General features: G+C 56.3%; 19 protein-coding genes and 2 pseudogenes. 5 read left to right on the forward strand and 16 right to left on the reverse strand.

All coding sequences use genetic code 11. The annotated features are described in order from the left end of the window. Positions 1–288 precede the first annotated feature (288 nt). A complete protein-coding gene (locus BN2503_RS19425; protein WP_074930358.1) occupies positions 289–2,586 on the forward strand; it encodes a S8 family serine peptidase in 2,298 nt (765 codons plus the stop codon). Positions 2,587–2,598: 12 nt separating this feature from the next. After that, positions 2,599–2,925: a hypothetical protein gene (locus BN2503_RS20075; RefSeq protein ID WP_139235476.1), complete on the forward strand. Its 327-nt coding sequence runs from the start codon at positions 2,599–2,601 to the stop codon at positions 2,923–2,925. Positions 2,926–3,273: 348 nt separating this feature from the next. Here BN2503_RS20075 and BN2503_RS12595 read toward each other — a convergent pair. The 13 genes and pseudogenes from BN2503_RS12595 to BN2503_RS12635 all read right to left on the reverse strand — a co-directional run. Further along, positions 3,274–3,927, reverse strand: a pseudogene (locus tag BN2503_RS12595) (transposase); the annotation flags it as partial. A gap of 41 nt (positions 3,928–3,968) precedes the next feature. Then, positions 3,969–4,328: pseudogene (locus BN2503_RS12600) on the reverse strand (IS66 family transposase); the annotation flags it as partial. A 219-nt stretch (positions 4,329–4,547) separates the two neighbouring features. Further along, complete coding sequence (locus BN2503_RS19430; protein ID WP_074930266.1) at positions 4,548–5,183, reverse strand: NeuD/PglB/VioB family sugar acetyltransferase; 636 nt, start codon at positions 5,181–5,183, stop codon at positions 4,548–4,550. Beyond that, positions 5,180–6,829 (reverse strand): glycosyltransferase, encoded by a 1,650-nt coding sequence (locus tag BN2503_RS19435; protein ID WP_074930268.1) that lies wholly within the window; start codon positions 6,827–6,829, stop codon positions 5,180–5,182. Before BN2503_RS19435 ends, BN2503_RS19430 begins: the two co-directional genes overlap by 4 nt. Then, the gene (locus tag BN2503_RS12605; RefSeq protein WP_199445256.1) at positions 6,826–9,120 is read right to left on the reverse strand and encodes a glycosyltransferase; all 2,295 of its coding nucleotides are present in this window, start codon (positions 9,118–9,120) and stop codon (positions 6,826–6,828) included. The genes BN2503_RS19435 and BN2503_RS12605 overlap by 4 nt, the downstream gene beginning before the upstream one ends. Next, on the reverse strand, positions 9,120–10,250 hold the full coding sequence (locus tag BN2503_RS19440; RefSeq protein WP_074930270.1) for an acyltransferase family protein: 1,131 nt from the start codon (positions 10,248–10,250) through the stop codon (positions 9,120–9,122). The genes BN2503_RS12605 and BN2503_RS19440 overlap by 1 nt, the downstream gene beginning before the upstream one ends. Next, positions 10,247–11,008 (reverse strand): ABC transporter ATP-binding protein, encoded by a 762-nt coding sequence (locus tag BN2503_RS12610; protein WP_054257012.1) that lies wholly within the window; start codon positions 11,006–11,008, stop codon positions 10,247–10,249. The genes BN2503_RS19440 and BN2503_RS12610 overlap by 4 nt, the downstream gene beginning before the upstream one ends. Next, the gene (locus BN2503_RS12615; protein ID WP_139235430.1) at positions 11,005–11,826 is read right to left on the reverse strand and encodes an ABC transporter permease; all 822 of its coding nucleotides are present in this window, start codon (positions 11,824–11,826) and stop codon (positions 11,005–11,007) included. The genes BN2503_RS12610 and BN2503_RS12615 overlap by 4 nt, the downstream gene beginning before the upstream one ends. Continuing rightward, on the reverse strand, positions 11,784–13,241 hold the full coding sequence (locus BN2503_RS20080) for a hypothetical protein (RefSeq protein WP_139235431.1): 1,458 nt from the start codon (positions 13,239–13,241) through the stop codon (positions 11,784–11,786). Before BN2503_RS20080 ends, BN2503_RS12615 begins: the two co-directional genes overlap by 43 nt. Further along, positions 13,238–14,332: a DegT/DnrJ/EryC1/StrS family aminotransferase gene (locus tag BN2503_RS12620; protein WP_054257013.1), complete on the reverse strand. Its 1,095-nt coding sequence runs from the start codon at positions 14,330–14,332 to the stop codon at positions 13,238–13,240. Before BN2503_RS12620 ends, BN2503_RS20080 begins: the two co-directional genes overlap by 4 nt. A gap of 9 nt (positions 14,333–14,341) precedes the next feature. After that, the gene (gene gmd, locus BN2503_RS12625; protein WP_054257063.1) at positions 14,342–15,433 is read right to left on the reverse strand and encodes a GDP-mannose 4,6-dehydratase; all 1,092 of its coding nucleotides are present in this window, start codon (positions 15,431–15,433) and stop codon (positions 14,342–14,344) included. A gap of 53 nt (positions 15,434–15,486) precedes the next feature. After that, entirely contained in the window at positions 15,487–16,959 is a 1,473-nt protein-coding gene (locus BN2503_RS12630; RefSeq protein WP_054257014.1) for a mannose-1-phosphate guanylyltransferase/mannose-6-phosphate isomerase, read from the reverse strand. Beyond that, a complete protein-coding gene (locus BN2503_RS12635) occupies positions 16,956–17,324 on the reverse strand; it encodes a DUF2304 domain-containing protein (protein WP_054257015.1) in 369 nt (122 codons plus the stop codon). The genes BN2503_RS12630 and BN2503_RS12635 overlap by 4 nt, the downstream gene beginning before the upstream one ends. A gap of 341 nt (positions 17,325–17,665) precedes the next feature. Here BN2503_RS12635 and groES point away from each other — a divergent pair, with 341 nt between their 5' ends. Then, positions 17,666–17,956 carry a co-chaperone GroES gene (groES, locus tag BN2503_RS12640; protein WP_054257016.1) on the forward strand — a complete coding sequence of 97 codons (291 nt, stop codon included), beginning with the start codon at positions 17,666–17,668 and terminating at the stop codon, positions 17,954–17,956. A gap of 84 nt (positions 17,957–18,040) precedes the next feature. Beyond that, a complete protein-coding gene (gene groL, locus BN2503_RS12645; protein ID WP_054257017.1) occupies positions 18,041–19,678 on the forward strand; it encodes a chaperonin GroEL in 1,638 nt (545 codons plus the stop codon). A gap of 137 nt (positions 19,679–19,815) precedes the next feature. Here groL and pgi read toward each other — a convergent pair whose 3' ends face one another. The 3 genes from pgi to tal form a co-directional block, all read right to left on the reverse strand. Next, the gene (gene pgi, locus BN2503_RS12650; protein WP_054257018.1) at positions 19,816–21,375 is read right to left on the reverse strand and encodes a glucose-6-phosphate isomerase; all 1,560 of its coding nucleotides are present in this window, start codon (positions 21,373–21,375) and stop codon (positions 19,816–19,818) included. Between the two features lie 177 nt (positions 21,376–21,552). After that, a complete protein-coding gene (locus BN2503_RS12655; RefSeq protein WP_054257019.1) occupies positions 21,553–22,671 on the reverse strand; it encodes a beta-ketoacyl-ACP synthase III in 1,119 nt (372 codons plus the stop codon). A 57-nt stretch (positions 22,672–22,728) separates the two neighbouring features. After that, entirely contained in the window at positions 22,729–23,676 is a 948-nt protein-coding gene (tal, locus tag BN2503_RS12660) for a transaldolase (protein ID WP_054257020.1), read from the reverse strand. Between the two features lie 104 nt (positions 23,677–23,780). On the opposite strand from tal, the gene BN2503_RS12665 reads away from it, so the two are divergent. Continuing rightward, positions 23,781–24,626, forward strand: a complete 846-nt coding sequence (locus tag BN2503_RS12665; protein ID WP_054257021.1) for a MurR/RpiR family transcriptional regulator — start codon at positions 23,781–23,783, stop codon at positions 24,624–24,626. Positions 24,627–24,789: the final 163 nt, after the last annotated feature.

Raw genomic sequence — 24,789 nt, forward strand, 5'->3', positions numbered from 1 at the left:
AAACCGAAAGCCGGCATGTGCCCTTGATGCCCCAACACCACCATATCTCGGCGCAGTTCGAATTTTTTGTTACATTAACGATCGAGAGCCAGGTGCACCACTTTTCAGGCGGCATGGGGTGTTGCACCAACACCAATATCTCCCAGAATTCAAATATCCGATTTTCCCATCTGACCCAGAAGAGGCGACCAAAAGGTCATTCGTTCTGCACCGATGTAATTTGCAAATACATGTAGGGCCACAATCATGCAATGTATCCAGAATATAAGAAAATGCCTTTTGAGACCCTTGCAAGCAGCCATCATTGCGGGCGCGGCATTCACCGGCTCTCAAGCCTTGTCCGCCGAGCGCATCATTCTGGGCAACCCGCAAGCCGCTCCGTTATCGGCTACACGGGACTCGAATATCACGGCCACCCTCTCTGCACTCAAGAGCGAGGCCAAGGAAAGCGGCACGGTGCGGGTCATCGTGGGCATCAGGGTGCCATTTGCCCCCGAAGGCAAACTGGAACAAGCGGAACAAGCTGCACAGCGGTCGGAAATCGCTGCCGCTCAAAGAACGGTACTTTCCAAGCTCCCCTTGCTCGCGGAGTCAAACCGCCAGCCCAAACCGTTCAGCACCATCCCGTTCATGGGGCTGGAGGTTACAGAAGCCGAGCTGGATGAACTCACCAAAATGACGGAGGTCATTTCCATTGAGGAGGACAGGGCCGCGAAAGCCACTTTGGCCCAAAGCGTTCCACTGGTGGGCCTCAGTGGCGGTAGTTTCAACGGCTACAGTGGAAACGGCCAGACCGTGGCCATTCTCGACACCGGTGTGGATAAGAACCACCCGGACCTGGCCGGCCGGGTTGTCTCGGAAGCCTGCTATTCGACAAGCAACGCCACAAGCCAATCCATTTGCCCGGGCGGGGGCAATGAATCCACCGCCGCCAATTCCGCCATGCCTTATGCGAGCGGCGTCTGTGCGCCTAGCGAATGTGACCACGGAACCCATGTCGCAGGCATCGCGGCAGGTGCGCAGGGGGTGGCGCGAGGCGCGAATATCATCGCAATACAGGTTTTTTCCGCGTTCCCTTCTACACATCCCTCTTGCGGAGGGTCGGCATGCGCACTGACTTGGACCTCCGACCAGATCAGGGGATTGGAGCGAGTAAACGCACTAAGAGCCTCCTACAATATTGCATCTGTGAATATGAGCCTGGGAGGCGGGCGATATTCCGCAAACTGCGACGCCGCCAACAGCTCGCAAAAGGCCATTATTGATACCTTGCGGTCCAATGGCATTGCCACGGTAATTTCATCCGGAAACGATGGATATACCGACAGCATGGGCGCTCCCGGATGCATTTCCTCCGCCGTCAGCGTTGGCGCCACCTGGGATGCCGCGGGCTACACACTTGGTTCATGTAGTAGCGCGCCTCCATCTGCAATCGACTCGGTCGCATGCTATTCCAATTCTGCATCGTTCCTGAATCTGCTTGCGCCTGGTTCACTCATTTACGCGCCCATCCCTTATGGCGGTTACGGCAATTGGAACGGCACATCCATGGCGGCGCCCCATGTGGCCGGGGCCTGGGCTGTGCTGAAACAGAAATCACCCGCGTCATCGGTTGATTCAGTGTTATCTGCACTCACCTCAACAGGAACACCTGTTGTCGATTACCGCAATGGCATTTCCAAGCCGCGCATCAATGTGGCGGCTGCAGTGAATGTCCTGGGGGGTGGTACGTTTTATACCTTGTCAGTCGCAAAATCCGGAACAGGCACCGGAACAGTGACCAGTTCCCCCAGCGGCATCAATTGCGGAAGCGATTGCTCGGAAAGCTACCCCGCGGGAACCAGTGTCACGCTGACAGCGACTCCCAGTGCGGGCCATACCTTTACGGGGTGGAGCGGCGCGTGTGCGGGTAGCGCAACAAGTTGCTCGGTGGCAATGAACGCAGCCAAGAGCGTGACCGCCACGTTTGCCTATACGCCTCAGGCGGCACTGTCTGTCGCGAATGTAGGCAACGGTACGGGAACGGTTGCGCGCACCGGCGGAACACTCTATTGCGGATCCCTTTGCAACGAGAGCCTTGCCGTAGGTTCCATTGTCACACTCACGGCCACGCCGGCATCGGATAGTATTTTCGTTGGCTGGAGTGGGGGTTCCTGCACAGGGACGGGAACATGCGTGTTTACGATCAACGCCAACACAACCGTGACCGCAGTCTTCCAAAAATCTGGTTCGGCGCGCAGTGTGACCCCCCTGCTCCAAACGAACTTGTCTGGCACGCAATATAGCATGCAGAATTTCAGCGTCTCTGTCCCATACGGTGCCAAGAATCTGCTTATCCAGATCAGTGGCGGCACAGGCGATGCGGATCTGTATGTCAGGTATGGCGCCGCCCCGACATTGGCTGAATATGATTGCCGCCCCTTGCTAGGCGGAAACAATGAAAGCTGCTCGATTCCGGTCCCACAAGCAGGTGTGTACTATATATCTATTTATGGATATTCATCATATTCAGGCACCACGCTTAGCGTCAGCCATGAAAAGAGCATGCCAAGCATCATTCCGATATTGAATCTCCTCTTTGATTAACAAAGGATCATCATGAAAAACATCAAATATTTGCTTATTGCCATCGCATCCACGATGATTATTGGCCACGCACACGCAGGCACTTCGACGGGGAAGGTGACTACGATGATCGTGAACTCCAGTAATTTCCTCTTCTTCACTGCTGGCACCAAAACGGGCTCGCCAGGATGTGGCAATAATAATCAATGGGCCATTAACCTTAGCACGGCTAAAGGCAAGTCAATCTATGCAATGCTTCTTGCCGCGCAAATGCAGGACAAATCCGTAACAATCTACGGAAATAACACCTGCAATGAATGGGGAGACCGGGAAGACGTGCTGTACGGCATGATAAATTGAAACTGGCCCGGGTCAGGGCAGACTGCACCCCGTTCAGTGGACCCACCCGACGCCACGTCAGAGGTAAACGCCTTTTCGCCAATCTGCTTTCCACCCGCCTGCTTCGCCTCCAAGGCGGGTTTGTACATGCCTCACGGCGGCCCCTTCGGCGCCGCACCAGGCGCACCCTATCAGGATTCTTGCCTGGGCGCCATACCCGGATGGCCCAGCGCAAACTGCATCGTCAGGCGCGGCATTCCTGGCCTGGCCTCGATAGTCCGCCCTGCATAAAACGCGCAAGTCCCCGGTTGAGTTCGTAGTTTGCCTCCCCCGCCTTGCGGCGGGGCTATTTAGTCGGCCCTGCAAAATTCACCGCAACATCCAACCCAGCGATCCACAGCGGGTTCTGCGCGCCTGCGTGGCCATAGCCAGCGCCGCAGCCCAGATCCACAGTCGTGCGAGCAGGGGCGCAAAAAGCCCCTCGAGGCTCAAACGCACGATCGCCCGCAGCAGCCAGCGGATGTTGTAGCCGGCTGCGCACAGCACCGCGTGCAACGCATCGCCCATGGATCCCTTGAGCCAGCACCGATCCATGCCGTTGTCGTGTTTCAAGTGCCCTATCGCAGGCTCTACCGCTTGCCTTCTCTTGAGCCAGCGCCGATGCGCTGAGGTGAGGCTTTTGAACTTGCCCCGGTGGATGATTTCAACGTCCGGGTTGTGTGCATCCACCCCTCTGAAGCCCAAATCGACGACCACCTGCTTGGGGCTGCGGCCCGTGTCTTCGGTCAGGATCGTTACCTGCTCGAGTTGCTCCGCCAAGGTGTGGCCGTCATAGGGGTTGCCGGTAAAGCTGCGTGCGCCCACCATCAGCCCTTGCCTGTGCGTTACCGCCACGCTGACCTTCACGCCGAACTCGTAAGGTTTCCTGGCCTTGCCCTTGCCAATGCACTCGACCTCCGGTGCGTGCATGGCATACAGCTTGTTCTTGTCTTTGGGTTGCTGGGTGCGGATGGTAAGCGCACGGCAAACCCATGTTGACCGCTATTGGCGGCTATGGCTGACGATCAGAGGTCGGTGGGCTGCCAGCGATGCGGCAGCAGCTCTCCGATCTGGCTGGCCTTGTGCGTGGGCAGCCGGGTCAGCACATCCTTGAGGTAAGCATACGAGTCATGCCCGTTCATGCGCGCTGACTGGATCAGGCTCATCACGGCGGCCGCCCGCTGGCCCGCGCGCAAGCTGCCGGCGAACAACCAGTTCGAGCGCCCAAGGGCAATGGGCCGGATCTGATTCTCGATCCAGTTGTTATCGGGCGGCAACTGCGGGTCATCGACGAAGCGCGTAAGTGCCGTCCAGCGCTTGAGGCTGTAGTCCAGGGCCTTGGCCGTGGCCGAGTTGCCCGCCACCTGCTGGCGTTGCAGCACCATCCTAATGAGATACAACAACAGCCAAGGCCGCAAACCCACACAATGTATTGGAAAAATCAACCCTGGCTTTCATTTATTCTCCCCATAATCAGAGCACCCCACCATTTCCCAGAGAGAAAACCAAATTTCCCGCAACAGTATTCGCATCCAATTTCCAATCACAATCCTATAAACACCAACCCTTCACGCAGATGCCACGCAATCGCCGCGGAGAATCTATCAGCCTAATACCGCACCATTATTCACTCTCCTTGCTGGAACGCCGATGTAAATACCCGGATAGGAAATTGGAGAAACAACAACTCCACCAGCCCCAATAATTACATCATCCCCTACTGTAACCCGATCAATAATAACCGCACCTGCCCCAAGCATGGAAAACGCCCCAAGATGACTGCGCCCGGCAATGGTTGCATTGATAGAAACATGGGAATAATCTCCAACACTGGATTCATGCTCCACCACCGCACCTGTATTAATAATACAGAATTTACCAACCATCGCCATAGGGCCCACATGCGCCTGATGCCCTACAAAAGAGCCTGGCGAGATAATACACCCAACGCCAATACTGGCCGACGGGGCAATCAACGAAACCGGAGATAACCCGGCATTCTCCAAAGCCAGACATTGCTGTTGTCGCATTCTTGCATCACCAGAGGCGGCAAATGCATCGCACCGTAAAACATCCAGTTCGTGCAACGAGCTTAGCACTGGATGCCCAAGGAAATTTTCACCGGGCTGTGCATCTTCATCAACAAATAACAGTTGCGTATAACCACAAGCCAAGGCCACGTCCGCCACGCTTCGAGCATGACCACCAAAACCCATGATTAATAGTTTCTTTGGTGTCACACAACTGCATCCTTCAAATCAGGAGTGGAAATTTCCTCCAGAACACGAATGTGCTCGTTCACGACATCTGTCCAAGTGCGTTGCGACAACTGGGCATAGGTTTTACGCTGAGTAGCCAACAATTCCTCACGATGGCCAAGCGCCCATTCAATACGCTTGGCACAATCTCTCCAATCATAAGGATCAAAGAATGTCATCTCCTGTAGCACAGGATCTGTCAATACCTCCTCTGCCACAGGAATCCTGGACATCACTACCGGGGTTCCCACAGAAAGCGCTTCTGTGAACGTAAATGGGCACCCTCCTTCGCTTAGAGTAGGATTCACCGCCAAATCGGCAAGCTTGTAGCACGCAGCCAGTTCCGAAACACTGATTTCTCGCAAAAAAATCACATCCCGTTCAAGGCCACTGTTCCGCACAAAATCGCCCACCTCTGGCAAATGAATAGGATTCCCCGTCATAATTAATTTATACCCAATGAACCGCTTTCTCAGCAAAAAATCAAACGCACGGAGAAGCACAAGAATGTTCTTATTAGGTCGAAATTGACTGGCATAAAAAATAAATTTCAAACGATTATTTCTAAAATCCGAAGTATAAATAGCGTTTGTACTCCGCTGAAAGGCCTGTCTCAACCATACAGAACACATATGCAGCGAAGCTGCTTCCGAATCAGCAAACCCGCTTACACTGACATATTGATGCAAAGTATTTGGCGCATGCCGAATAACCGACACATCACCTTCTGCAACAGAATAACGATCAACCAGGGTTCCCCACTTGACATTTTCGCTATAAGTTACAAAACGCTCTCCATTAGCAATTGCATCCTCCACATTCTTGAAAACACTCAAAAAACGGTCACCATTCACGCGCGAGAATCCAACGGGGAAGTCAGAAAGCACAACATCAGGAACACACAGAAGCCGCGGTTTATTTATGCTTTGAAATTCCGGCCAGAAAGCTGTAGGGCAGTACCACGCCTGTACCTTACTTAATTCACCTATCTTCTGCAGCATGCGCTCTATTTCATGCCTTTGCATCTCATCAAAAAGCTGAACCACCCAATCCTGATTCTGCGGATAGGCAAGAAATTTGGTAATCGCCTGTTTTATTTGCGCGGAAGTGCTCGAGAGAAGGCGAAGTGCCAAAGCTTGACTTAGCACTGAAATGTACCGAACACAATAGAAGACGCCAAGAACCAGCAGACTCACCACTGCGATGGGCAAAGCGATGAAAGACTGCAGGAAAAATTTAACAGCCGAAGCAAGATTATGAACTTGAACTGCGCGTCTCATTAGATGTTTCAAACAGGCAAGACTCAGCTCTTTCGCACTCCCAGCGAGCCTCACAACCCACTCGGCTCTCCGCCCCCCCCGACCCCGGTAGGTTTTAAGTGCCTCAAAAATCCGCAACGCAAACGGCTTCCCTTCCGGAGAAATAATGTCGAAAGCATGTAATGGGACTCGTTCGCTGCGAAACAACTCTATTAGCGCCTCTTTATTCCAACTCGGACAAACAATAGTGAAGCGAATATCTGGAATTTCCTCACCCCCCTTGAGAAACATCGCCAAATACCGCCCCAACCCCTGGGAGCGCAAATCCACCAAGGGAGGAAATGCGAGAAAAATACCAAAGTGCTTCATATAATTTCGTGCAATTCCTGCCAATACGCTTTCGCATAATGATCTACACCATGCATACGCAATTCGGCTTCACCGGGAAGCATTGCCCGGCGCATGTTAGCTTCCTGCTCCATATCCTTGAGTTTCCTAGCCATGTCTCTTGGTGAAGCGGGATCCATCCAAAGCATATTCAATCCGAACTCAGCGTTCATTTCCCGCATTGCAGGGTAGTCACTGGAGAGCGCAGGCACGCCAGCAAACGCAGCCTCGACCACGCTGAAAGTTCCGTTATCGATACGTCCGGCATGCCACAAAAACTCCGCCTCAGCCAAGACCTTCTTATACTGGCAATCGGGCAATTCCCCCAACCATTTCACACGCCTACGCAGTACTGCGCAACGCTTAAATATCTCAGCCAAGGCCTGAAGATGAGGCAGTCGGCTATCCAAAATTCCTTTTGTGTTGGCGCCTGTTATTTTGCAGTCCCACCGCCCATCCAGCTCTTCATAATATATTTCCAATGCTTGGACTGCATTCTTATGGTTTTTATGCGGTGCCGCATTGGTCGTCCAAAGAAAATAGTGACCACACGATTTTTTAACATCCAAAGAATCACGGAATACCGAGAATTCTGGAATTAGCATTGGGACCTTACGCAGCCGTCCAGGCTCCACTCCCGCATATTGAAGCGCATCCTGATGAGTAAATTCCGTAGTCACAAAAACTTTGTTTGCCGACCGCGCAGCAGCCAAAAAACTCTGCTCCTCATTACCGATAAAATGAGGGATATAGCGCTGCACATAATCATAAACCATTAGTGCAATCGGTTTTATGGGCAATACAGGATAAGCCAGCCTATCACTTACAATCAAACAAGCATCGCAATCCGCCAATTGCTGCACCCCATCATCAGGAATTATATAATTATCCGCAACTGGAATCCAATCCACGAACCCAGCATAATACATGGCGCGTCGAGCTTCAGGTTGAGACAATATTCTCCATTTGAAGGGGCGCCGCATAACCCCTTCTGGCAGACCCGAGAAATCCTCATCCTGGTAAAGTGCGGAGTCATCTAGATGCATGAAAACAATATCCGCGGCGTCCTCTGCTTGGCGGCTACCAATATAAAGAGCCTTGACCAGTTCGAGTGCTCCCCTGAGAGAGCCTCCACGGTATTCCACGGGCAAGACAACCGCCACGCGTTTGCGTTTTTTTTGCCATTGAGAGCGGACAGCCTGTCCGGTACGCCAAGCTGCCAGTTCTGAATCAATACGTGCGAATCCATCACGCCAAGCTTGCTCGCAATTTTCCGGCTTCATGGATTCCAGGAGCACAGCTTGGCTTGATCGAATGCGGTCGATCAGCCGCCGATCATCCCCGAGAATTCGCTGGATCTTGTGACGTGCCTCTGACACTGTTTTGCAACGGCCAGGTAAGTCCGCTCCGCCCATACGATCCAACATACCACCCGCCATGAAAACCAGGGGCATACCTGCACGAATTGCCTCGAACGGATGATAGTGAATGTGATTAGGCTCACTGGAATGATAGAACATCACACGACTTTGAGCCATATTGTACGCATGCTGCTCATTCGTTACATAACCCAGCACCTGAGGGTCATCGACCTTGATTGCCTGCGCCCCAGCTATGACATATTTAAACCCAGTGAAATTTCGGCAAAATTCATCATATATATTTTGATAATATATATTTGTACAAATATCCGGACACACAAAATAAATCTGCGGTTCACCCCCTTGCCATACATCACGAAGAGATGCATCACTCAAACCAAGCGGCAGAAAAATTCGTCTCGCCTTTAAATAATCCGAATCCGAGTCAGCCAAATGCGAATAGGCCTCGCCAAAATAAAATCTTTTCCCGATTTTTTTTATATGGCGTGTATTATTAAAAATTCTTGCCACTCGCCCATATGAAGACTCCTTTTCCACACCATAGGCTCGCAGAATGACTGCCCCACCGAAATAGCGCGCCGCATTTTCCAGCAACTCTGGTCGGTGAAACATAAAAAAAACGACATCAAAATATTTATTCGCGATCCGCCATGCCTCTGCATCTGCTCCCAAATGCCACTCCGCTGCATTCAGAATTTTAAGATCAGCTACCGGGATATCAAGACTCTCATCCTCGGAAAAATCCACACTAGCACTGCGAAATCCCACCTCGTCTGGATATTTCTTCGGCGTAAATATTTGGTTGATCCCGATTTTTTTGAGCATCGGCACTTCAAATTTTCTAGCCGAAGAATGGTTCAACAACCACATAACACGCAAATTCATCGCCATCATCCTCTTGAAAAATGAGCCGTTACTTTTCCTCCAATGCGCATAAATGGCAATTCCACATATCGATAACTTAGATATGCAAAAGGAATGGTTGCTATTGCCGCAACCATTCCATACATGAGTCCCCCATAAATTTGCCCTAACCCAGCGAAATACGACTCAAGAGACATTGTCCACCAAACAAACCAAAGCACTGGAACGTTCCACAAATAATAACTATAACTAATCTTTCCGAAAAATTGAGATAACGGAATCTCAAGAAATCTGTGGACTGTCGTCTGCACTTCTGACCAACGAATAAACCCGACGATAGCGGCAAGCAGTATGATTTGAGCAATAAAACCCATCAAGTCAGCCTCGAGAGGGGTAAAATGACGAACGATAAAGGCAAAAATGACAAGCACCAGAATTTGCCAACCCTTCACCCCTGAAAATAACGCGCGAGACTCAGGCATTGCAACCAACATGCCAGCAAGGAAGACAAACACGCTGCCCCTCATATTCGGAAGGAAAAAAACAAGCTCCGGCCTTGATATTGCAACAATAGAAAGAGAGAATAACAAAACAACTGCCATCACCGAGTATTTTCGATACAATAAGAAAAACAACAAGATGAATGGCGTCGCAAGTGCCTCAATCTGTATACTGGTAGTAGGTCCAAGCACCTTAATCTCAATCAAGAAGGCATTTAAAAGCGCATCTTTAAATTCAACCACAGGAAAGGACAGTCCCGCCCACCTCAAGACAGCAGAGGTTAGCCACACCGCCCCGATGCATACCATCATTCCAGGAAACAAACGAAGAACACGGCGCGCCAAGAAAAGTAGGATCCGCATGACGCTCAAATCATTCTTCAAGAGAGACTGACATAGAACTGCGCCGCTTAATACATAAAAGAGCATGACAGCGGTTGTTCCATTGAAGAACATCAAAACAATCTTTAGCAGCAGATCGCCAGTTCCTATTTTGTCTATCGCCGGGGACAATATCCGATCAACAGCCGTAGAGTCGATATGCAGTATCGCATGAAAAAAACACACTATTATGGCTGCATAACCTCGCAGGCCATCCAATGCCTTTATATGAGCACGGCGATAGTCTCCCTGGCTATCCACAGAGGGATTACTCATAAAACATCCTTCATCTCATTAACTTTCTTATACTCAATCAGCGCTTCATTGATAGATCCATCAAATACGATTTCTCCATGATGAAAAACGACCCCTCGAACGCATAGGCTCTTTAAGGCATTAAAATCGTGAGATGCCAGCACAAGTATTTCTGCTCTTTCGATCAGACTAGCAATCCGCTGGCGGGCCTTCGTCATAAAGTTGGCATCCCCCGCACCAATCACTTCATCAAGAAGCAGAATATCGCCACCTACTGCAGTTGATATAGCGAATGCCAGCCTGACCTGCATGCCTGCGGAATAGGTCTTGATGGGGTAGTCAATGAATTCACCCAGTCCGGCGAAATCAATGATCTCTGCCACCTTGGAACGCATGAAGGTAGGCGATAGACCAAGCAGAAGCCCGCGGTAAAGAATGTTTTCGCGCCCGGTAGCATCTGGCTCAAAGCCCATACTCAGGTCGAACAGGGAGCGGATTTCCCCCTCTACCTGCACGTGGCCGCTGGATACGGGGTAAAGGCCTGCGACGGTTTTAAGAAACGTGCTCTTGCCAGCTCCGTTGTGCCCCAGAAGCCCTACGCGCTCACCGCCCTTGATTTCGAGCGTGATGTTCTTGAGCGCATGCACGTCCTGCACTGTGAAGCGTGGGGCTCCCCTGTGGAAGGCCCTGGAAAGCAGGGTCTTCAGCGATCGCTCTTTGTAAGCAACAGAGGCGTAGTGTAGATTCACGGATTGCAGACGGATGATGGGCTGCTTCATAGGTAAAAGATAACCTTTCGTTCCGCCTCTCGGCCAACCATCCACGCCAGGAGAGCCATCACTACCGCACTCGCCAGAGTGAAGCTGTAATTTTCCAGCGTGGGCCATTGGCCATCAAGCAAGGGAGCACGGAATAACTGCAGCAAATGATAAATAGGGTTGTAGTCCACTAGTGCGTCCAACCCGCCCTGGCGAAACATCTTGACTTCAAAATAAACTGGGGAAATGAACCACAGCGCCTGCATAACAAGACCTGTAGCATGGGGCACATCTCGGAACCGCACACCCACATAAGCCAGCAATGTCGAAAGTGGCCAGAGGATTAGCCACAACATCGGGAAAACGGAGAGTGCAGCCAACCAATGCCAGCCGATATGCTGCGGCAACACGATAGCCGCCCAGCCGAACAGTGCCACACTGGCCAACAATAAAACGATCAGGCTCGTTAATACGGTCCGCAACGTATATATGGCGAGAGGGTGTCTGTATTGCTTGATGTAAGCATCCGCCTGCACGAAGGATAGTGATCCCCCAGTGACACAAGCAATGATGCATTCCCAAACGATGATACCGGACAAGATATAAGGTGCATATGCATGAATATCTGTCTTGAACATCTTGCTGAATACGAGTGCCAGCAACAACGTCATTCCAAGAGGCTGGATAATGGACCAGAGCATCCCGAAGAACGATCTGCGCCACCGGGAACGAAGATCAGAGCGTGCCAAGTGGCTCCAGAAGTAGCGAGCACGCCATATCCCTTTGAAATACTCCATTACACGGCCATTTCCATTGGCCGGACGATGCCTCCGGTCCATCGAATCCCTAAATTCCGATCACAACGCTCCAAATCCAGCATTTTGGCAGTCAGTGAGACGACCTCCATGCGATCAATTGATAAAAGCGCATTGTCTTTGCTGGTGACAAGCTGCATTGTTCCTTGCAGCGGTAAGTTGGGGACATGAATATCAGGGAGAGAAGCCCATGCTTGGCCATCGTGCTTCCAGATGGAAAGGATGCCATCCTTTCCATTTGATTGCAGCAACACAGCTGCCATATAGCAGTCACCACCCTCGCCACAGTATCCCAGGACAGCTGAAACATGAGCCCCTTCACAGTGTTCCAGTACATATGTGAATACCAATTCAGAGGCTTCCTTATTTTTTTTCACGAACAGGCACAGTTGATCCACAGAGACCTGTTTGGCACCATCATTCATGATGGAGGGCGAACCAAACACTGCTTTATAGTCATTCCACTCGCTCCGACTACGGGCGGCTGCATTTGCAGAGGAAAGGCGCGTATCCGAAATTTCCTGACGCATATCCTTTGCCAGCAAAGATGAAAGCCCGGCAAATGGATGCCCATGATGGGCATCGTCGCCCTGGTCCAGTACGTGAACTTCGTTGACCGCTCCATAGGGGCCCAAGCAAAGGTAATCGACAGCCTGCCAGTTGCTCCTGTCCAGAATCCATAACCCACTGAGCGAACTGCGACGCAGATCCCGGCCTGTTTTCTGGCTTTCACCAACAATGACAAAATCTCCCGAAACTGCCAGTCCGCGTGTATACATCGCTACGCCAGATTCCCATAGCGGAGACTCCTCATCCAGATCAATCACGCTACCACTCTCTGAGTGACAACTGATGCGCTGGCCTTCATTGGTAATTAGAATGTTATGCAACCCTGTTTTTTTTCCCAGCTTCTGAACAGATAGCAAACTTAGATCAGGATAAGAAAAAATCGCAAGCTTTGCCCCATGTGAATGGCCATGGGCAATGACGAACAGCTGATCCTTATGCAGTAAAACCGAATTCAGATGGTCTCCCGTGACTTGCGCCAGGGACAGGCGATCCCAGCGTGCCGTGCCAACCCCTTCCTCCTGAAAACTATTCGGTTTCAGGAAATCGAATACGCTGATGACATTTCGCCCTGTATTGGTGCAGATGACACGACCATCTGGGGCACAAAGTATTTGATGCGGTGCCGACAAGAAAGGGCGGCTGGAGATGTCCCCCATCGATAGCCAGCCTCGTTCCGATTGCGCATACCCGTTAATATCCACCAAGTCCGCATTGTTCAATCCAGAATGCGAGAGTACAAGCTCCTTCTGGCCAGGAAACCAAGAGACTCCGTAATATTCCGGGCGCCCCTGCTCTAGGGGCTGAACCTGTCTGGATTGCAAATCAACCAGCAGGAGCCAACCCGAGGTCGCGACAATTACATATCTCATAGGGATGGTTCATCGAAGAAAGAGCGAATGGCACCAGCGATTTGCTCCACATCACCCTGACTCAACGCTGGGTAGCTCGGCAGGTTGATGCCACGGGCCCCTAAAGATTCGGCAATAGGAAAGGATTGGGCCACAGCGCAGTGCGGCATGGTATGGGCGGGATGAAATACGGGGCGTGTTTCAATCGTCGCTTTTTTCAGATGGTCGCGCAACGGCTGCCGCACCATCGGGTCATTGACGGCGACGGAGCACATCCAGAACGAGTGGACGGTATGGGGCAATTCGTCGTGCGTTTTCAACGGCAACCCATTCAGCGCCTCACGATACCATGCGGCAATCTGCCGTTTCTTTGCAATAATTTCATCGGCTTTTTCCAATTGGGCAAGACCGATGGCTGCACAGATGTTGGTCATGCGATAGTTGTATGCCACGGTATCGTGCCAGTATTCACGGCTCTGAGAAACACCCTGGTTCTTCAGATGAAAGGCTTTTTCGATCAACGCCTTTTCCTTCGCCACGACCATGCCGCCTTCGCCAGTCGTAATGGTTTTATTGCCGAAGAAGCTGAAAGTCGCAATGTCTCCGAAAGTACCCGCATGCTGCCCCTCGTAGCGGGAGCCAAAGGCTTCTGCACAGTCCTCAACCAGGAACAGGCGGTGCTCCTCGCATATTGACACCAATGCCGCCATATCGCAGGGCAACCCATAAAGGTGAACAGCCATGACGGCCTTGGTGCGCGGTGTGATCTTGCGCCTTACATCCTGAGGGTCAATCTGCCACGACTGCTCCAGCGAATCAACGAACACAGGGGTAGCCCCCGTTTGGATGATGGTGTTGACCGAGGCAACGTAGGTTAGGGTGGGAACGATGACTTCATCGCCAGGGCCGATACCGAGGGCCTCCAGCGCCAAATGGATAGCGACCGTTCCATTGCTAACCGTGGTGGCGTGATTCGCGCCAATATATTCTGAAAAGCCACGTTCGAAGCGACCGATGAACTCACCTTTGGAAGAAATCCAAGTGGAATCCAGACATTGGTTGACGTATTCTTTTTCGCGACCCAAGAAGAGGGGCTGGTATACCGGAATCATGCAGCACCCTCATTCGTGATAGTTGAAGTATTTGAAGCCGTGCTGCTTCACCAGTTCGTCGCGCTGAGCCTCCCTCATGTCTTCGCGCATCATCTCGGCTACCAGTTCCTGAAAGGTGGTTTTCGGCACCCACCCAAGCTTCTCCTTCGCCTTGGTGGCATCACCCAGCAGGGTTTCTACCTCAGCAGGACGGAAGTAGCGGGGATCTACCGCAACGATACATTTACCAGATGCACTGTCGTAGCCCTTTTCCTCAGCATCCGTGCCTTCCCATCGGATTTGAATACCAATCTCCTTGGCTGCCAGTTCGACAAACTCACGCACGGAGTGCTGCTGCCCGGTAGCAATGACGAAGTCTTCCGGCGTGTCTTGCTGCAGCATGAGCCATTGCATTTCCACGTAGTCCCGGGCATGCCCCCAATCGCGCAAGGCATTCATGTTCCCAAGATACAGGCACTCTTGCAGCCCCAGCTTGATGCGAGCAAGTGCCCTGGTGATTTTCCGGGTCACGAAGGTTTCGCCACGGATCGGGGATTCATGGTTGAAAAGAATACCGTTGCACGCATAGATACCATAGGATTCGCGGTAATTAATGGTGATCCAATAGGCATACATCTTCGCCACGGCATAGGGGGACCGAGGGTAGAAAGGAGTGCTTTCCTTCTGAGGTATCTCCTGCACCAAGCCATACAATTCGGAGGTCGATGCTTGATAGAACTTTGCTGTTCTTTCAATGCCTGCAATGCGCATGGCTTCAAGAATACGCAAGGCACCCAGAGCATCCGAATTGGCGGTGTATTCTGGCTCTTCAAAAGAAACGGCCACATGGCTCTGTGCCGCCAGATTATAAATCTCATGCGGCCGCACCTGCTGAATGATGCGAATCAGACTGGATGAGTCGGTTAAATCCCCATAATGCAGCGTCAGGTCATAGCCCTTCTTGTGAGGGTCATGATACAAATGATCAATGCGATCCGTATTGAAAAGCGATGCACGACGCCGAATGCCATGCACCTGATAGCCTTTAGCCAACAGAAATTCAGCCAAATATGCCCCATCTTGCCCAGTGATACCTGTAATCAACGCGATTTTTTTGCTCATTTTCTGCATTTAGAATTGAAATTTATAGAAACATGGGAACCCAGCGCAGACGTCTAGGGGCCCGCGCGGTCCATTTCGCCGGTGCGGCCATAGGTGTCCTCGAAACGGACAATATCGTCTTCACCTAGGTAGCTGCCCGACTGCACCTCAATGATCTCCAGAGGTACCTTGCCAGGGTTGGCAAGACGATGGGTGTGGCCTAGCGGGATGAAGGTCGATTCATTCTCAGCGAGCAAGAATGTCTTTTCGCCGTTGGTTACTTCGGCCGTTCCCCTTACCACGGTCCAGTGCTCGGCCCGGTGGTGATGCATCTGTAGACTCAGCTTGGCGCCAGGCTTAACCACGATGCGTTTGACCTGAAAGCGCTCGCCACTGTCGATGCTGTCGTACCAGCCCCAGGGACGATGCACTTTGCGGTGGGTGAAGGCCAAGGGGCGCTGCTGAGCCTTCAGCTCGGCAACGATCTTCTTCACGTCTTGCGTCTTGCGCTTGTCAGCCACCAGGATGGCGTCGGGGGTTTCGACGACGACCAGGTTGTCCACGCCCACCGTGGCAACCAAACAGGTCTCGGAAAACAACAGGCTGTCGCGGGTGTCGATGGCCAGAGTCTGGCCGGTATGGGCGTTGCCCTGAGCGTCGTGCGGCAGCACGTCCCACAGGGCATCCCAGGCGCCCAGGTCGGACCAGCCGGCATCCAGGGGAACGACGCGAGCATGGATGCCCAGCGTCGGGTTGCCAGGCAGGTGCTCCATAACGGCATAGTCGATGGAGTCCGCCGGACAGTTGGCAAACGTGTCGCCATGGGGGCGGATGAAATCCATGTCCTGCGCGCACTTAGCAATGGCGTCCTGGCACGCGCGCAGCATCCGCGGCTGCAGCGCGGCCATGGCTTTCAGCCATTGGCTGGACTGCACCATGAACAGGCCGCTGTTCCAAAGATAGTCGCCGCTCTCCACATAGGCCTGGGCAACTTCCAGGCTGGGCTTTTCGGCAAAGCTCTGGATGGCGAACGCATGGCCTCCTTCCACTGCCTGCGCCTTCTGGATGTAGCCGTACCCGGTTTCCGGCCGGTCGGCGACGATGCCGAAGGTCACCATGGCACCATCCCTGGCGAGTTGCCATGCCGTTTCCACGGCAGCGTGCAGTTGCGCGGCTTGCGTGATGACGTGATCCGCCGGCATGGCCAGCAGGATGGCTTGCGGGTCGGCCACCAAGGCCGCCAGGGTCAGCGCGGGGGCGGTGTTGCGTCCGCACGGCTCCAGGATCAACCGGGCGCCCTCTACACCCGCCTCCTGCAGTTGCTGCGCCGCGAGAAAGCGGTGTTCGTGGTTGCACACCACGATGGGGGCCTCCTTGGGCACATGCGATGCCACGCCGTCCAGGCGGCGCACCGTATCTTGCAGCATGGACACGCCATCGCCGCCGAGGGCCAGGAACTGCTTGGGGTAAGTTTCACGCGAAAGGGGCCACAGGCGTGTGCCAGAGCCTCCGCACAGAATGACAGGGAGCAATGAGGGATGGATCATGGATTCGGTGCGTCCGAAGTGTTGTTTGCCTGTTGTTCTATATCTGCCTCGAACATAGCCAAGCGCTGGTTCAGTCTGCGCACGTCACGCTCGATGCGCGTGTTGACCATGTCGGCATGCAACGCTTTGAGCAATAGCACCATGCAGGCCAACAGCAGGAGCAGCGCTGGTGGATAGGCGACTCCCGTCCAAAGAGCCAGTCGGTCGATCAAGCCTGGCCATGCACCCAGCACGGCGGCGGCTACGGCCACCGCAACCCAGAACAGGCCGTGCATGAGGTAGAGGTGATCGCGGCGTATCAGGTAAAGGATCAGCACTGCCAAGCTGACCCCCATCAAGGCCGTGGTTGCTTGCAAGGACGCCATGGGGCCTGTCCACTCTTTTTCGACATTGGGGGAGAAAGGAAAGTGCGCAAGCCGTGCACGAACGCGCACAAAAACTCGCATAGCACTGCAGGAGGGGTTTTGGGGAGCGATTCTATCTATCCCTGTTTATTGCCCCGATACAAAAACCCAATCAATACATCTTCCATCATTGCCGAACGCTGCATCAGCCCTTCGGCCAGCACCCCTTGAAGTGCCCACGATTGCCCTTATCATTAGCACTCGTTGGACCTGAGTGCTAACAAGCGCCATCCACTGATTCCCGGGCCGCCTCTTGGGCGGCCTTCATCCTCCCACTTGTTTGTCTATCTCAAGGAGATGCTATGAACCTGCGTCCTCTGCACGATCGCGTGATCGTCAAGCGCCTCGAAAACGAAACCAAGACTGCCTCGGGCATCGTCATCCCCGACAACGCCGCCGAGAAGCCCGACCAGGGCGAAGTGCTGGCCGTGGGCCCCGGCAAGAAGAACGACAAGGGCGAGCTGATCGCCATGGGCGTGAAGGTCGGCGACCGCGTGCTGTTCGGCAAGTACTCGGGCCAGACCGTCAAGGTCAACGGCGACGAGCTGCTGGTGATGAAGGAAGACGACCTGTTCGCGGTCGTCGAGAAGTAATTCACTCACATTTTCATAGCTCCTTGCGCTTGCCAGGCGGGCGCTGGAAGTTGATTTGATTCAAAAATTTTGTAGGAGCCAAACATGGCAGCAAAAGACGTAGTTTTCGGCGGCGAAGCCCGCGCTCGCATGGTGGAAGGCGTGAACATTCTCGCCAACGCAGTGAAAGTGACCCTGGGCCCCAAGGGCCGCAACGTGGTGCTGGAGCGCTCGTTCGGCGCCCCCACCGTGACCAAGGACGGCGTGTCCGTGGCCAAGGAAATCGAACTGAAGGACAAGCTGCAGAACATGGGCGCGCAGCTCGTGAAGGAAGTGGCTTCCAAGACCAGCGACAACGCTGGTGACGGCACCACCACCGCTACCGTGCTGGCCCAAGCCATCGTGCGCGAAGGCTCCAAGTACGTGGCCGCCGGCCTGAACCCCATGGACCTCAAGCGCGGTATCGACAAGGCCGTGGCTGCCCTGGTGGAAGAGCTGAAGAAGGCTTCCAAGCCCACTACCACCTCCAAGGAAATCGCCCAAGTGGGTTCGATTTCGGCCAACTCCGACGAATCCATCGGCAAGATCATCGCTGACGCGATGGACAAGGTGGGTAAGGAAGGCGTGATCACCGTGGAAGACGGCAAGAGCCTGAACAACGAACTCGACGTTGTGGAAGGCATGCAGTTCGACCGCGGCTACCTGTCGCCCTACTTCATCAACAACCCCGAAAAGCAAGTTGCCCTGCTGGACAACCCCTTCGTGCTGCTGTTCGACAAGAAGATCAGCAACATCCGCGACCTGCTGCCCACGCTGGAAGCCGTGGCCAAGGCCGGCCGTCCGCTGCTGATCATTGCCGAAGAAGTCGAGGGCGAAGCCCTGGCGACCCTGGTGGTGAACACCATCCGCGGCATCCTGAAGGTTGTGGCCGTCAAGGCGCCTGGCTTCGGCGACCGCCGCAAGGCCATGCTGGAAGACATCGCCATCCTGACGGGCGGCAAGGTCATCGCTGAAGAAGTGGGCCTGTCGCTGGAGAAGGTGACCCTGGCCGACCTGGGCCAGGCCAAGCGCATCGAAGTGGGCAAGGAAAACACCACCATCATCGACGGCGCCGGCGCTGCCGCTGACATCGAAGCACGCGTCAAGCAGATCCGCATCCAGATCGAAGAAGCCACCAGCGACTACGACCGCGAGAAGCTGCAAGAGCGCGTGGCCAAGCTGGCTGGCGGCGTGGCCGTGATCAAGGTGGGCGCTGCCACCGAAGTCGAAATGAAGGAAAAGAAGGCCCGCGTGGAAGACGCCCTGCACGCCACCCGCGCTGCCGTGGAAGAAGGCATCGTGGCCGGTGGTGGCGTGGCGCTGCTGCGCGCCAAGCAGGCCGTGGGCACCATCAAGGGCGACAACGCCGACCAGGACGCCGGCATCAAGCTGATCCTGAAGGCCATCGAAGCGCCGCTGCGCGAGATCGTCAACAACGCCGGCGGCGAAGCCAGCGTGGTGGTGAACGAAGTGCTGAACGGCAAGGGCAACTACGGCTTCAACGCCGCCAACGACACCTACGGCGACATGCTGGAAATGGGCATTCTGGACCCGACCAAGGTGACCCGCACGGCCCTGCAAAACGCCGCCTCTGTGGCTTCGCTGCTGCTGACCACCGAGTGCATGGTGGCCGAGGCGCCGAAGGACGAGGCCGCTGCGCCCGCCATGCCCGACATGGGCGGCATGGGTGGCATGGGCATGTAATTGCCCGGCACTGAAGGCGGCAACGCCTTCGGTGATGCCAGTAAAGAAAGGGCCGTGCAAACGGCCCTTTCTTTTTGTTTTTGCGCTTTACTTTTTGATAGCAGCTTGCGCAGGCTGCATCTGGCCTGGAAGCCTTTTTACTGCGAACCCATGCGCTGCAACAACCCGGCGGTAGAAGCATCCAGACCACTCCTGTCGCCCGAGTGCATACGCTGAAGTAGGTCTTGTGCCAGCTGCTTGCCCAGCTCCACCCCCCACTGGTCAAAGCTGTTGATACCCCACAGGCTACCGGAAACGAACACCCGGTGTTCCTGCAAGGCCAGGAAAGCCCCCAAGGCCCCTGGCGTCAGCGCCTCCAGCAGCACAAAGGTGCTGGGCCGGTTGCCCGGGAAGTGGCGGTGGCCGCAATCGCTGGCCCGCCCTTGCATCAGCGCCTGCGCCTGTGCCAGGGCATTCGCCAGCAGCAGATCGTGGTGCCCCTCCAGAGGGTGCGCACACTGGCGCACGGCGATGATCTCCAGCGGCAGCACATCGGTGCCCTGGTGCAGCATTTGGAAAAAAGCATGCTGGCCGTTGCAGCCGGGCTCACCCCACAGCACAGGTGCGGTGGCAATGGGCAAGGTACGCCCCTCCAGATCCACGCGCTTGCCGTTGCTTTCCATTTCCAACTGCTGCAGGTAAGCCGACAGGCGCTGCAGCCCAGCGTGGTAAGGCGCGACGCAGCGGCTCGAAAAGCCAAGGAAATTGCGGTACCAGATGTCGAGCAACGCCAGGCGCACCGGCAGGTTGGCATGCAGCGGCGCCGTGCGGAAATGCTCGTCCATGGCGTGTGCACCCGCCAGCAGTTCCCGGAATCCCTGGGCGCCGATGGCCAGCGCGATCGGCAGCCCGATGGCAGACCACAGCGAATAGCGGCCGCCCACCCAGTCCCAGAAGCCGAAGGCTGTGGTCATGCCCCAGGCACGCGCCACGTCGGCACGGGCCGTCAGCGCGACGAAGTGGCGCGCCACGTCGCACCCGCCCTGCGCCTGGAACCATGCCAGTGCCGAGCGGGCGTTGGTCATGGTCTCCAGCGTCGTGAAGGTCTTGGACGCCACCAGGAACAGCGTGCGCTCGGGTTGCAATGTGCGCAGCACCGCATGTAGTTCGTGGCCGTCGATGTTGGAGACGAAATGAAAGCGTTTGCCGGGTATGCGGAAAGCGTCGAGCGCTCGCACCACCATCTGCGGCCCAAGATCCGAGCCACCGATGCCAATGTTCACAATGTCGGTGATCGCCGCGTCTGCACGCACCTGGTCGGCGTAGGCCAGCATGGCATCCAGCGTTGCGTGGACGCCCTGCAGCGCGGGGGCAATTTCGGGCGTATCGCCCGGCAGGGCCAGCCCGGCAGGACGGCGCAAAAGGGTATGCAGCGCGGCCCGGCCCTCGGTGGTGTTGACTGGCTGGCCTCCAAGCATGGCGTCGCGGCGCTGCGCCAGGCCGCTGGCCTGCGCCATGCCGAGCAGCAGGGCCTCAGCCTGCCGGTCCCACAGGTTTTTCGACAGGTCGGCGAACACATGCGGGGCTTCCTGGCTGAAATGCGCGAAACGCTGTGCGTCGCGCGCAAACGCCCCGCGCAAGTCGAACTCCGCGCCCAAAGCCGCGCGATGCGCTTGCAGCTGCGCCCACTGGGGCGTTTCGTCGCAGCGGGGATGCATAGTCAGTCTCGCATGGCGCACGCGCCCCCCACAGCCCCTGCAACCGTCGTGGCCCAGGCCAGCAGACGCCGCGCAAGGGCCGCCCCACCGCGCTGGCGTCGCCCTCCTGCCCGCCGCGCGCAGCGTGGCGAGAGCCGGGGCAAGCGGCGCAGTTGCTCAGGGGGGTGTCGCTTCATCTCAGCGCTTACGTACCACCACGCTACCGACAGAATAGCCGGCGCCGAAGGAGCAAATCACGCCTATGTCGCCGGCAACCAGATCGTCGCGGTGCTTGTGGAAGGCGATGACCGAGCCCGCAGAAGCGGTATTGGCGAATTCGTCCAGGATCAGTGGTGCGCGCTCGCGGTCGGCCTCGCCCACCAGCTTCTTGATGACGAACTGGTTCATACCCTCGTTGGCCTGGTGCAGCCAGTAGCGGCGCACAGCGGCAGGCACATGCCCCAGGTCGGCGAGGTGGCCCTCGATATGGGCCGCTGCAATCGGCACGACCTCCTTGAACACCTTGCGGCCCTCCTGGCGGAACGTTTTGTCGCGCGCCTGCGGGTCGCTGTCCTCGCTGCGGTTGAGAAAACCGAAGTTATTGCGGATGTTGTTGGAGAACTGCGTGGCCAGGCGCGTGCCCAGCACCTCCCATTGCACGGGGGCCGTGGCGCTGTCCGCGCGCTCCACCAGGATGGCCGTGCACACGTCGCCAAAAATGAAGTGGCAATCGCGGTCGTTCCAGGCCTGGTGGCCCGAGGTGATCTCAGGATTGACCACCAGCACGCACCGGGCGCTGCCGGTGCGCACGGCGTTCACCGCCTGCTCGATGGCGAAGGTGGCGGAGGAACAGGCCACGTTCATGTCGAAGCCATAGCCCCCGGCGCCCAGCGCCTGCTGGATCTCGATGGCCATGGCCGGATAAGCGCGCTGCATGTTGGAGGCCGCGCACAGCACGGCGTCGATGTCCACCCCCTGCCGGCCCGCCTGCTGCAGCGCCTGCCGGGCGGCGGCGACCGCCAGCTCGGCCATCATCGACAGTTGGTCGTCGGACCGCTCCTGGTAGCGCGGATACATGCGCTGGGGATCGAGGATGCCCTCCTTCTCGAACACATAGCGCTGCTTGATGCCCGAAGCCTTCTCGATGAACTCCACGCTCGACGGCTGCAGCGGTGCGCGCGTCCCCGCGGCGATGGCATCCGCATGGCGCGTGTTCTCCTGCGCCACATAGCGGTTGAAGGATTCGACCAGTTCGGCGTTGGTAATGGTGTACGGCGGTTGGTGCAAGCCCGTGCCGGTGATGACGACTGAATGCATGGCAATTTTCCGAGGCCCGCGGTGCGGGCGCGAGGCGCAAGTGTAACGACGGGCCGGTCAGGCTTGCTGGATGAGCTGCTCCAGCTTCACCGCATCGGCGGCGAAGGCGCGGATGCCCTCGGCCAGCTTCTCGGTCGCCATGGCGTCTTCGTTGAGCGCGTAGCGAAAGCCCGCTTCGTCGTATTGCACCGCCGGCAAATCCATGGTGCGAGCCGCCTCGGCGTCGAGCGCGCGCACCACCGGTGCGTCAGACTGCGCGAGTTGCGCCAGCAGGTCAGGCGCAATGGTCAGCAGGTCGCAGCCTGCCAGCGCCACGATCTGGCCCAGGTTGCGAAAACTCGCCCCCATGACCTCGGTGGCGATGCCGAAGCGCTTGTAGTGGTTGAAGATCCGTCGCACCGACTGCACGCCCGGATCGTTGGCACCGGCCATGGCCGCCTCGTCCCACTGGCTGCCCGCCTGCTTCTTGTACCAGTCGTAAATGCGCCCAACGAACGGCGAGATCAGCTGCACCCTGGCCTGGCCGCAGGCCACGGCCTGGGCGAAAGAAAACAGCAGCGTCAGGTTGGTGTGGATGCCCCGGCGCTCCAGCTGGCGCGCCGCCTCAATGCCTTCCCAGGTGGCGGCAATCTTGATGAGCACGCGGTCGATGTGAATGCCCTCGGCCTGGTACAGCTCGATGATGCGCTCGGCGCGCGCCACGGTGGCGCTGGTGTCGAAGCTCAGGCGCGCATCCACCTCGGTGGAAACGCGCCCCGGAATGAGCGACAGAATCTCGCAGCCAAAGCGCACCAGCAGCCGGTCGATGACCTCCTCCATGGGCGCGCCACGGTGCCGCTCAACGGTAGCCTGCAGCAACGGCGCGTACTCGCTTTTCTGCACCGCCTTGAGGATGAGCGAGGGGTTGGTGGTGGCATCACGCGGCTGGAACTGGGCCAGTTGCCGGAAGTCGCCCGTGTCGGCAACCACGGTGGTGAACTGCTTGAGTGCGTCGAGCTGGTGCATGCGGATTTCCCTCGTTGGTCGATGCTGCGGCCCGCAGGCCAAACCTGCGAGTGTATGCCGCGCGGACGTTACAAGTGGTGAGGAAACCGCGTTACATTCACGCCATGCTCGACCGCATCACTGCCTCTTTGCCCTCCCTGGCGCCCGCCGAGCAGCGCGTGGCCAAGCTCGTGCTGCACGACGCGCGCGCCTTCGCACGCCTGCCGGTGCGCGAGCTGGCAGCACGTGCGCACGTGAGCAAGCCCACCGTGGTGCGCTTTTGCCGCAGCATGGGCTACGACGGCCTGGCCGACTTCAAGCTCAAGCTGGCCGGCAGCGTGAGCGAAGGCGTGCCCTTCATCCACCGCAGCGTGGACGCCGACGACAAGACCAGCGACGTGCTCGTCAAGGTGGTGGACAACGCCGTGGCAGCCTTCCTGCAGTACCGCAACGCGGCCAGCACCTCGGCCGTCGAGCGCGCAGCCGAGGCCATCGCCGCCACCTGGCAGACAGGGCGGCGCATCGAGTTCTACGGCGCAGGCAACTCCGGCATCGTCGCGCAGGATGCGCAGCACAAATTCTTCCGCCTGGGTATCACCAGCATCTCGGCCAGCGACGGGCATATGCAGGTCATGAGCGCCACCCTGCTCGGGCCGGGCGACTGCGCCGTCATCATCAGCAACTCCGGGCGCACGCGCGACCTGATGGACGCCGCCGACATCGCGCGCAAAAACGGCGCCACGACCATCGCCATCACCGCCAGCGGCTCGCCGCTGGCCAGCGCCTGCGCCATCCACCTCGCCGCCGACCACCCCGAAGGCTACGACCGCTACAGCCCCATGGTGTCGCGCCTGCTGCACCTGCTGGTCATCGACGTGGTCGCCACCTGCGTGGCGCTGCGCATCGGCCCGCAGTTGCAGCCGCTGCTGCAGCAGATGAAGGACAACCTGCACGCCAAGCGCTACGCCTGACGACGGATTCGTTCACAGGCTCTCACGCCGCTTGCCAGCAGCCGGGCGTGCCCCATGCCGAGGGCGCCCTGCCACCGCATGCACGCACCTCACCAGCAGCCCTGCAGCCAGCGCACCAAGCGCTACCAAATAAAGAGCTGCTAGCGCTTGCTGCGTATAGCCC

It is taken from the genome of Paenacidovorax caeni, assembly GCF_001298675.1.
Classification (GTDB): Bacteria; Pseudomonadota; Gammaproteobacteria; order Burkholderiales; family Burkholderiaceae_C; genus Paenacidovorax; species Paenacidovorax caeni.

Coding starts and splice junctions, on each gene's coding strand:
- BN2503_RS20075 (WP_139235476.1), top strand. CDS start 2,599: ATGAAAAACATCAAATATTTGCTTATTGCCATCGCATCCACGATGATT.
- BN2503_RS19435 (WP_074930268.1), bottom strand. CDS start 6,829: ATGAAGCACTTTGGTATTTTTCTCGCATTTCCTCCCTTGGTGGATTTG.
- BN2503_RS12605 (WP_199445256.1), bottom strand. CDS start 9,120: ATGGCGATGAATTTGCGTGTTATGTGGTTGTTGAACCATTCTTCGGCT.
- BN2503_RS19440 (WP_074930270.1), bottom strand. CDS start 10,250: ATGAGTAATCCCTCTGTGGATAGCCAGGGAGACTATCGCCGTGCTCAT.
- BN2503_RS12610 (WP_054257012.1), bottom strand. CDS start 11,008: ATGAAGCAGCCCATCATCCGTCTGCAATCCGTGAATCTACACTACGCC.
- BN2503_RS12615 (WP_139235430.1), bottom strand. CDS start 11,826: ATGGACCGGAGGCATCGTCCGGCCAATGGAAATGGCCGTGTAATGGAG.
- BN2503_RS20080 (WP_139235431.1), bottom strand. CDS start 13,241: ATGAGATATGTAATTGTCGCGACCTCGGGTTGGCTCCTGCTGGTTGAT.
- BN2503_RS12620 (WP_054257013.1), bottom strand. CDS start 14,332: ATGATTCCGGTATACCAGCCCCTCTTCTTGGGTCGCGAAAAAGAATAC.
- gmd (WP_054257063.1), bottom strand. CDS start 15,433: ATGAGCAAAAAAATCGCGTTGATTACAGGTATCACTGGGCAAGATGGG.
- BN2503_RS12630 (WP_054257014.1), bottom strand. CDS start 16,959: ATGATCCATCCCTCATTGCTCCCTGTCATTCTGTGCGGAGGCTCTGGC.
- BN2503_RS12635 (WP_054257015.1), bottom strand. CDS start 17,324: ATGGCGTCCTTGCAAGCAACCACGGCCTTGATGGGGGTCAGCTTGGCA.
- groES (WP_054257016.1), top strand. CDS start 17,666: ATGAACCTGCGTCCTCTGCACGATCGCGTGATCGTCAAGCGCCTCGAA.
- groL (WP_054257017.1), top strand. CDS start 18,041: ATGGCAGCAAAAGACGTAGTTTTCGGCGGCGAAGCCCGCGCTCGCATG.
- pgi (WP_054257018.1), bottom strand. CDS start 21,375: ATGCATCCCCGCTGCGACGAAACGCCCCAGTGGGCGCAGCTGCAAGCG.
- BN2503_RS12655 (WP_054257019.1), bottom strand. CDS start 22,671: ATGCATTCAGTCGTCATCACCGGCACGGGCTTGCACCAACCGCCGTAC.
- tal (WP_054257020.1), bottom strand. CDS start 23,676: ATGCACCAGCTCGACGCACTCAAGCAGTTCACCACCGTGGTTGCCGAC.
- BN2503_RS12665 (WP_054257021.1), top strand. CDS start 23,781: ATGCTCGACCGCATCACTGCCTCTTTGCCCTCCCTGGCGCCCGCCGAG.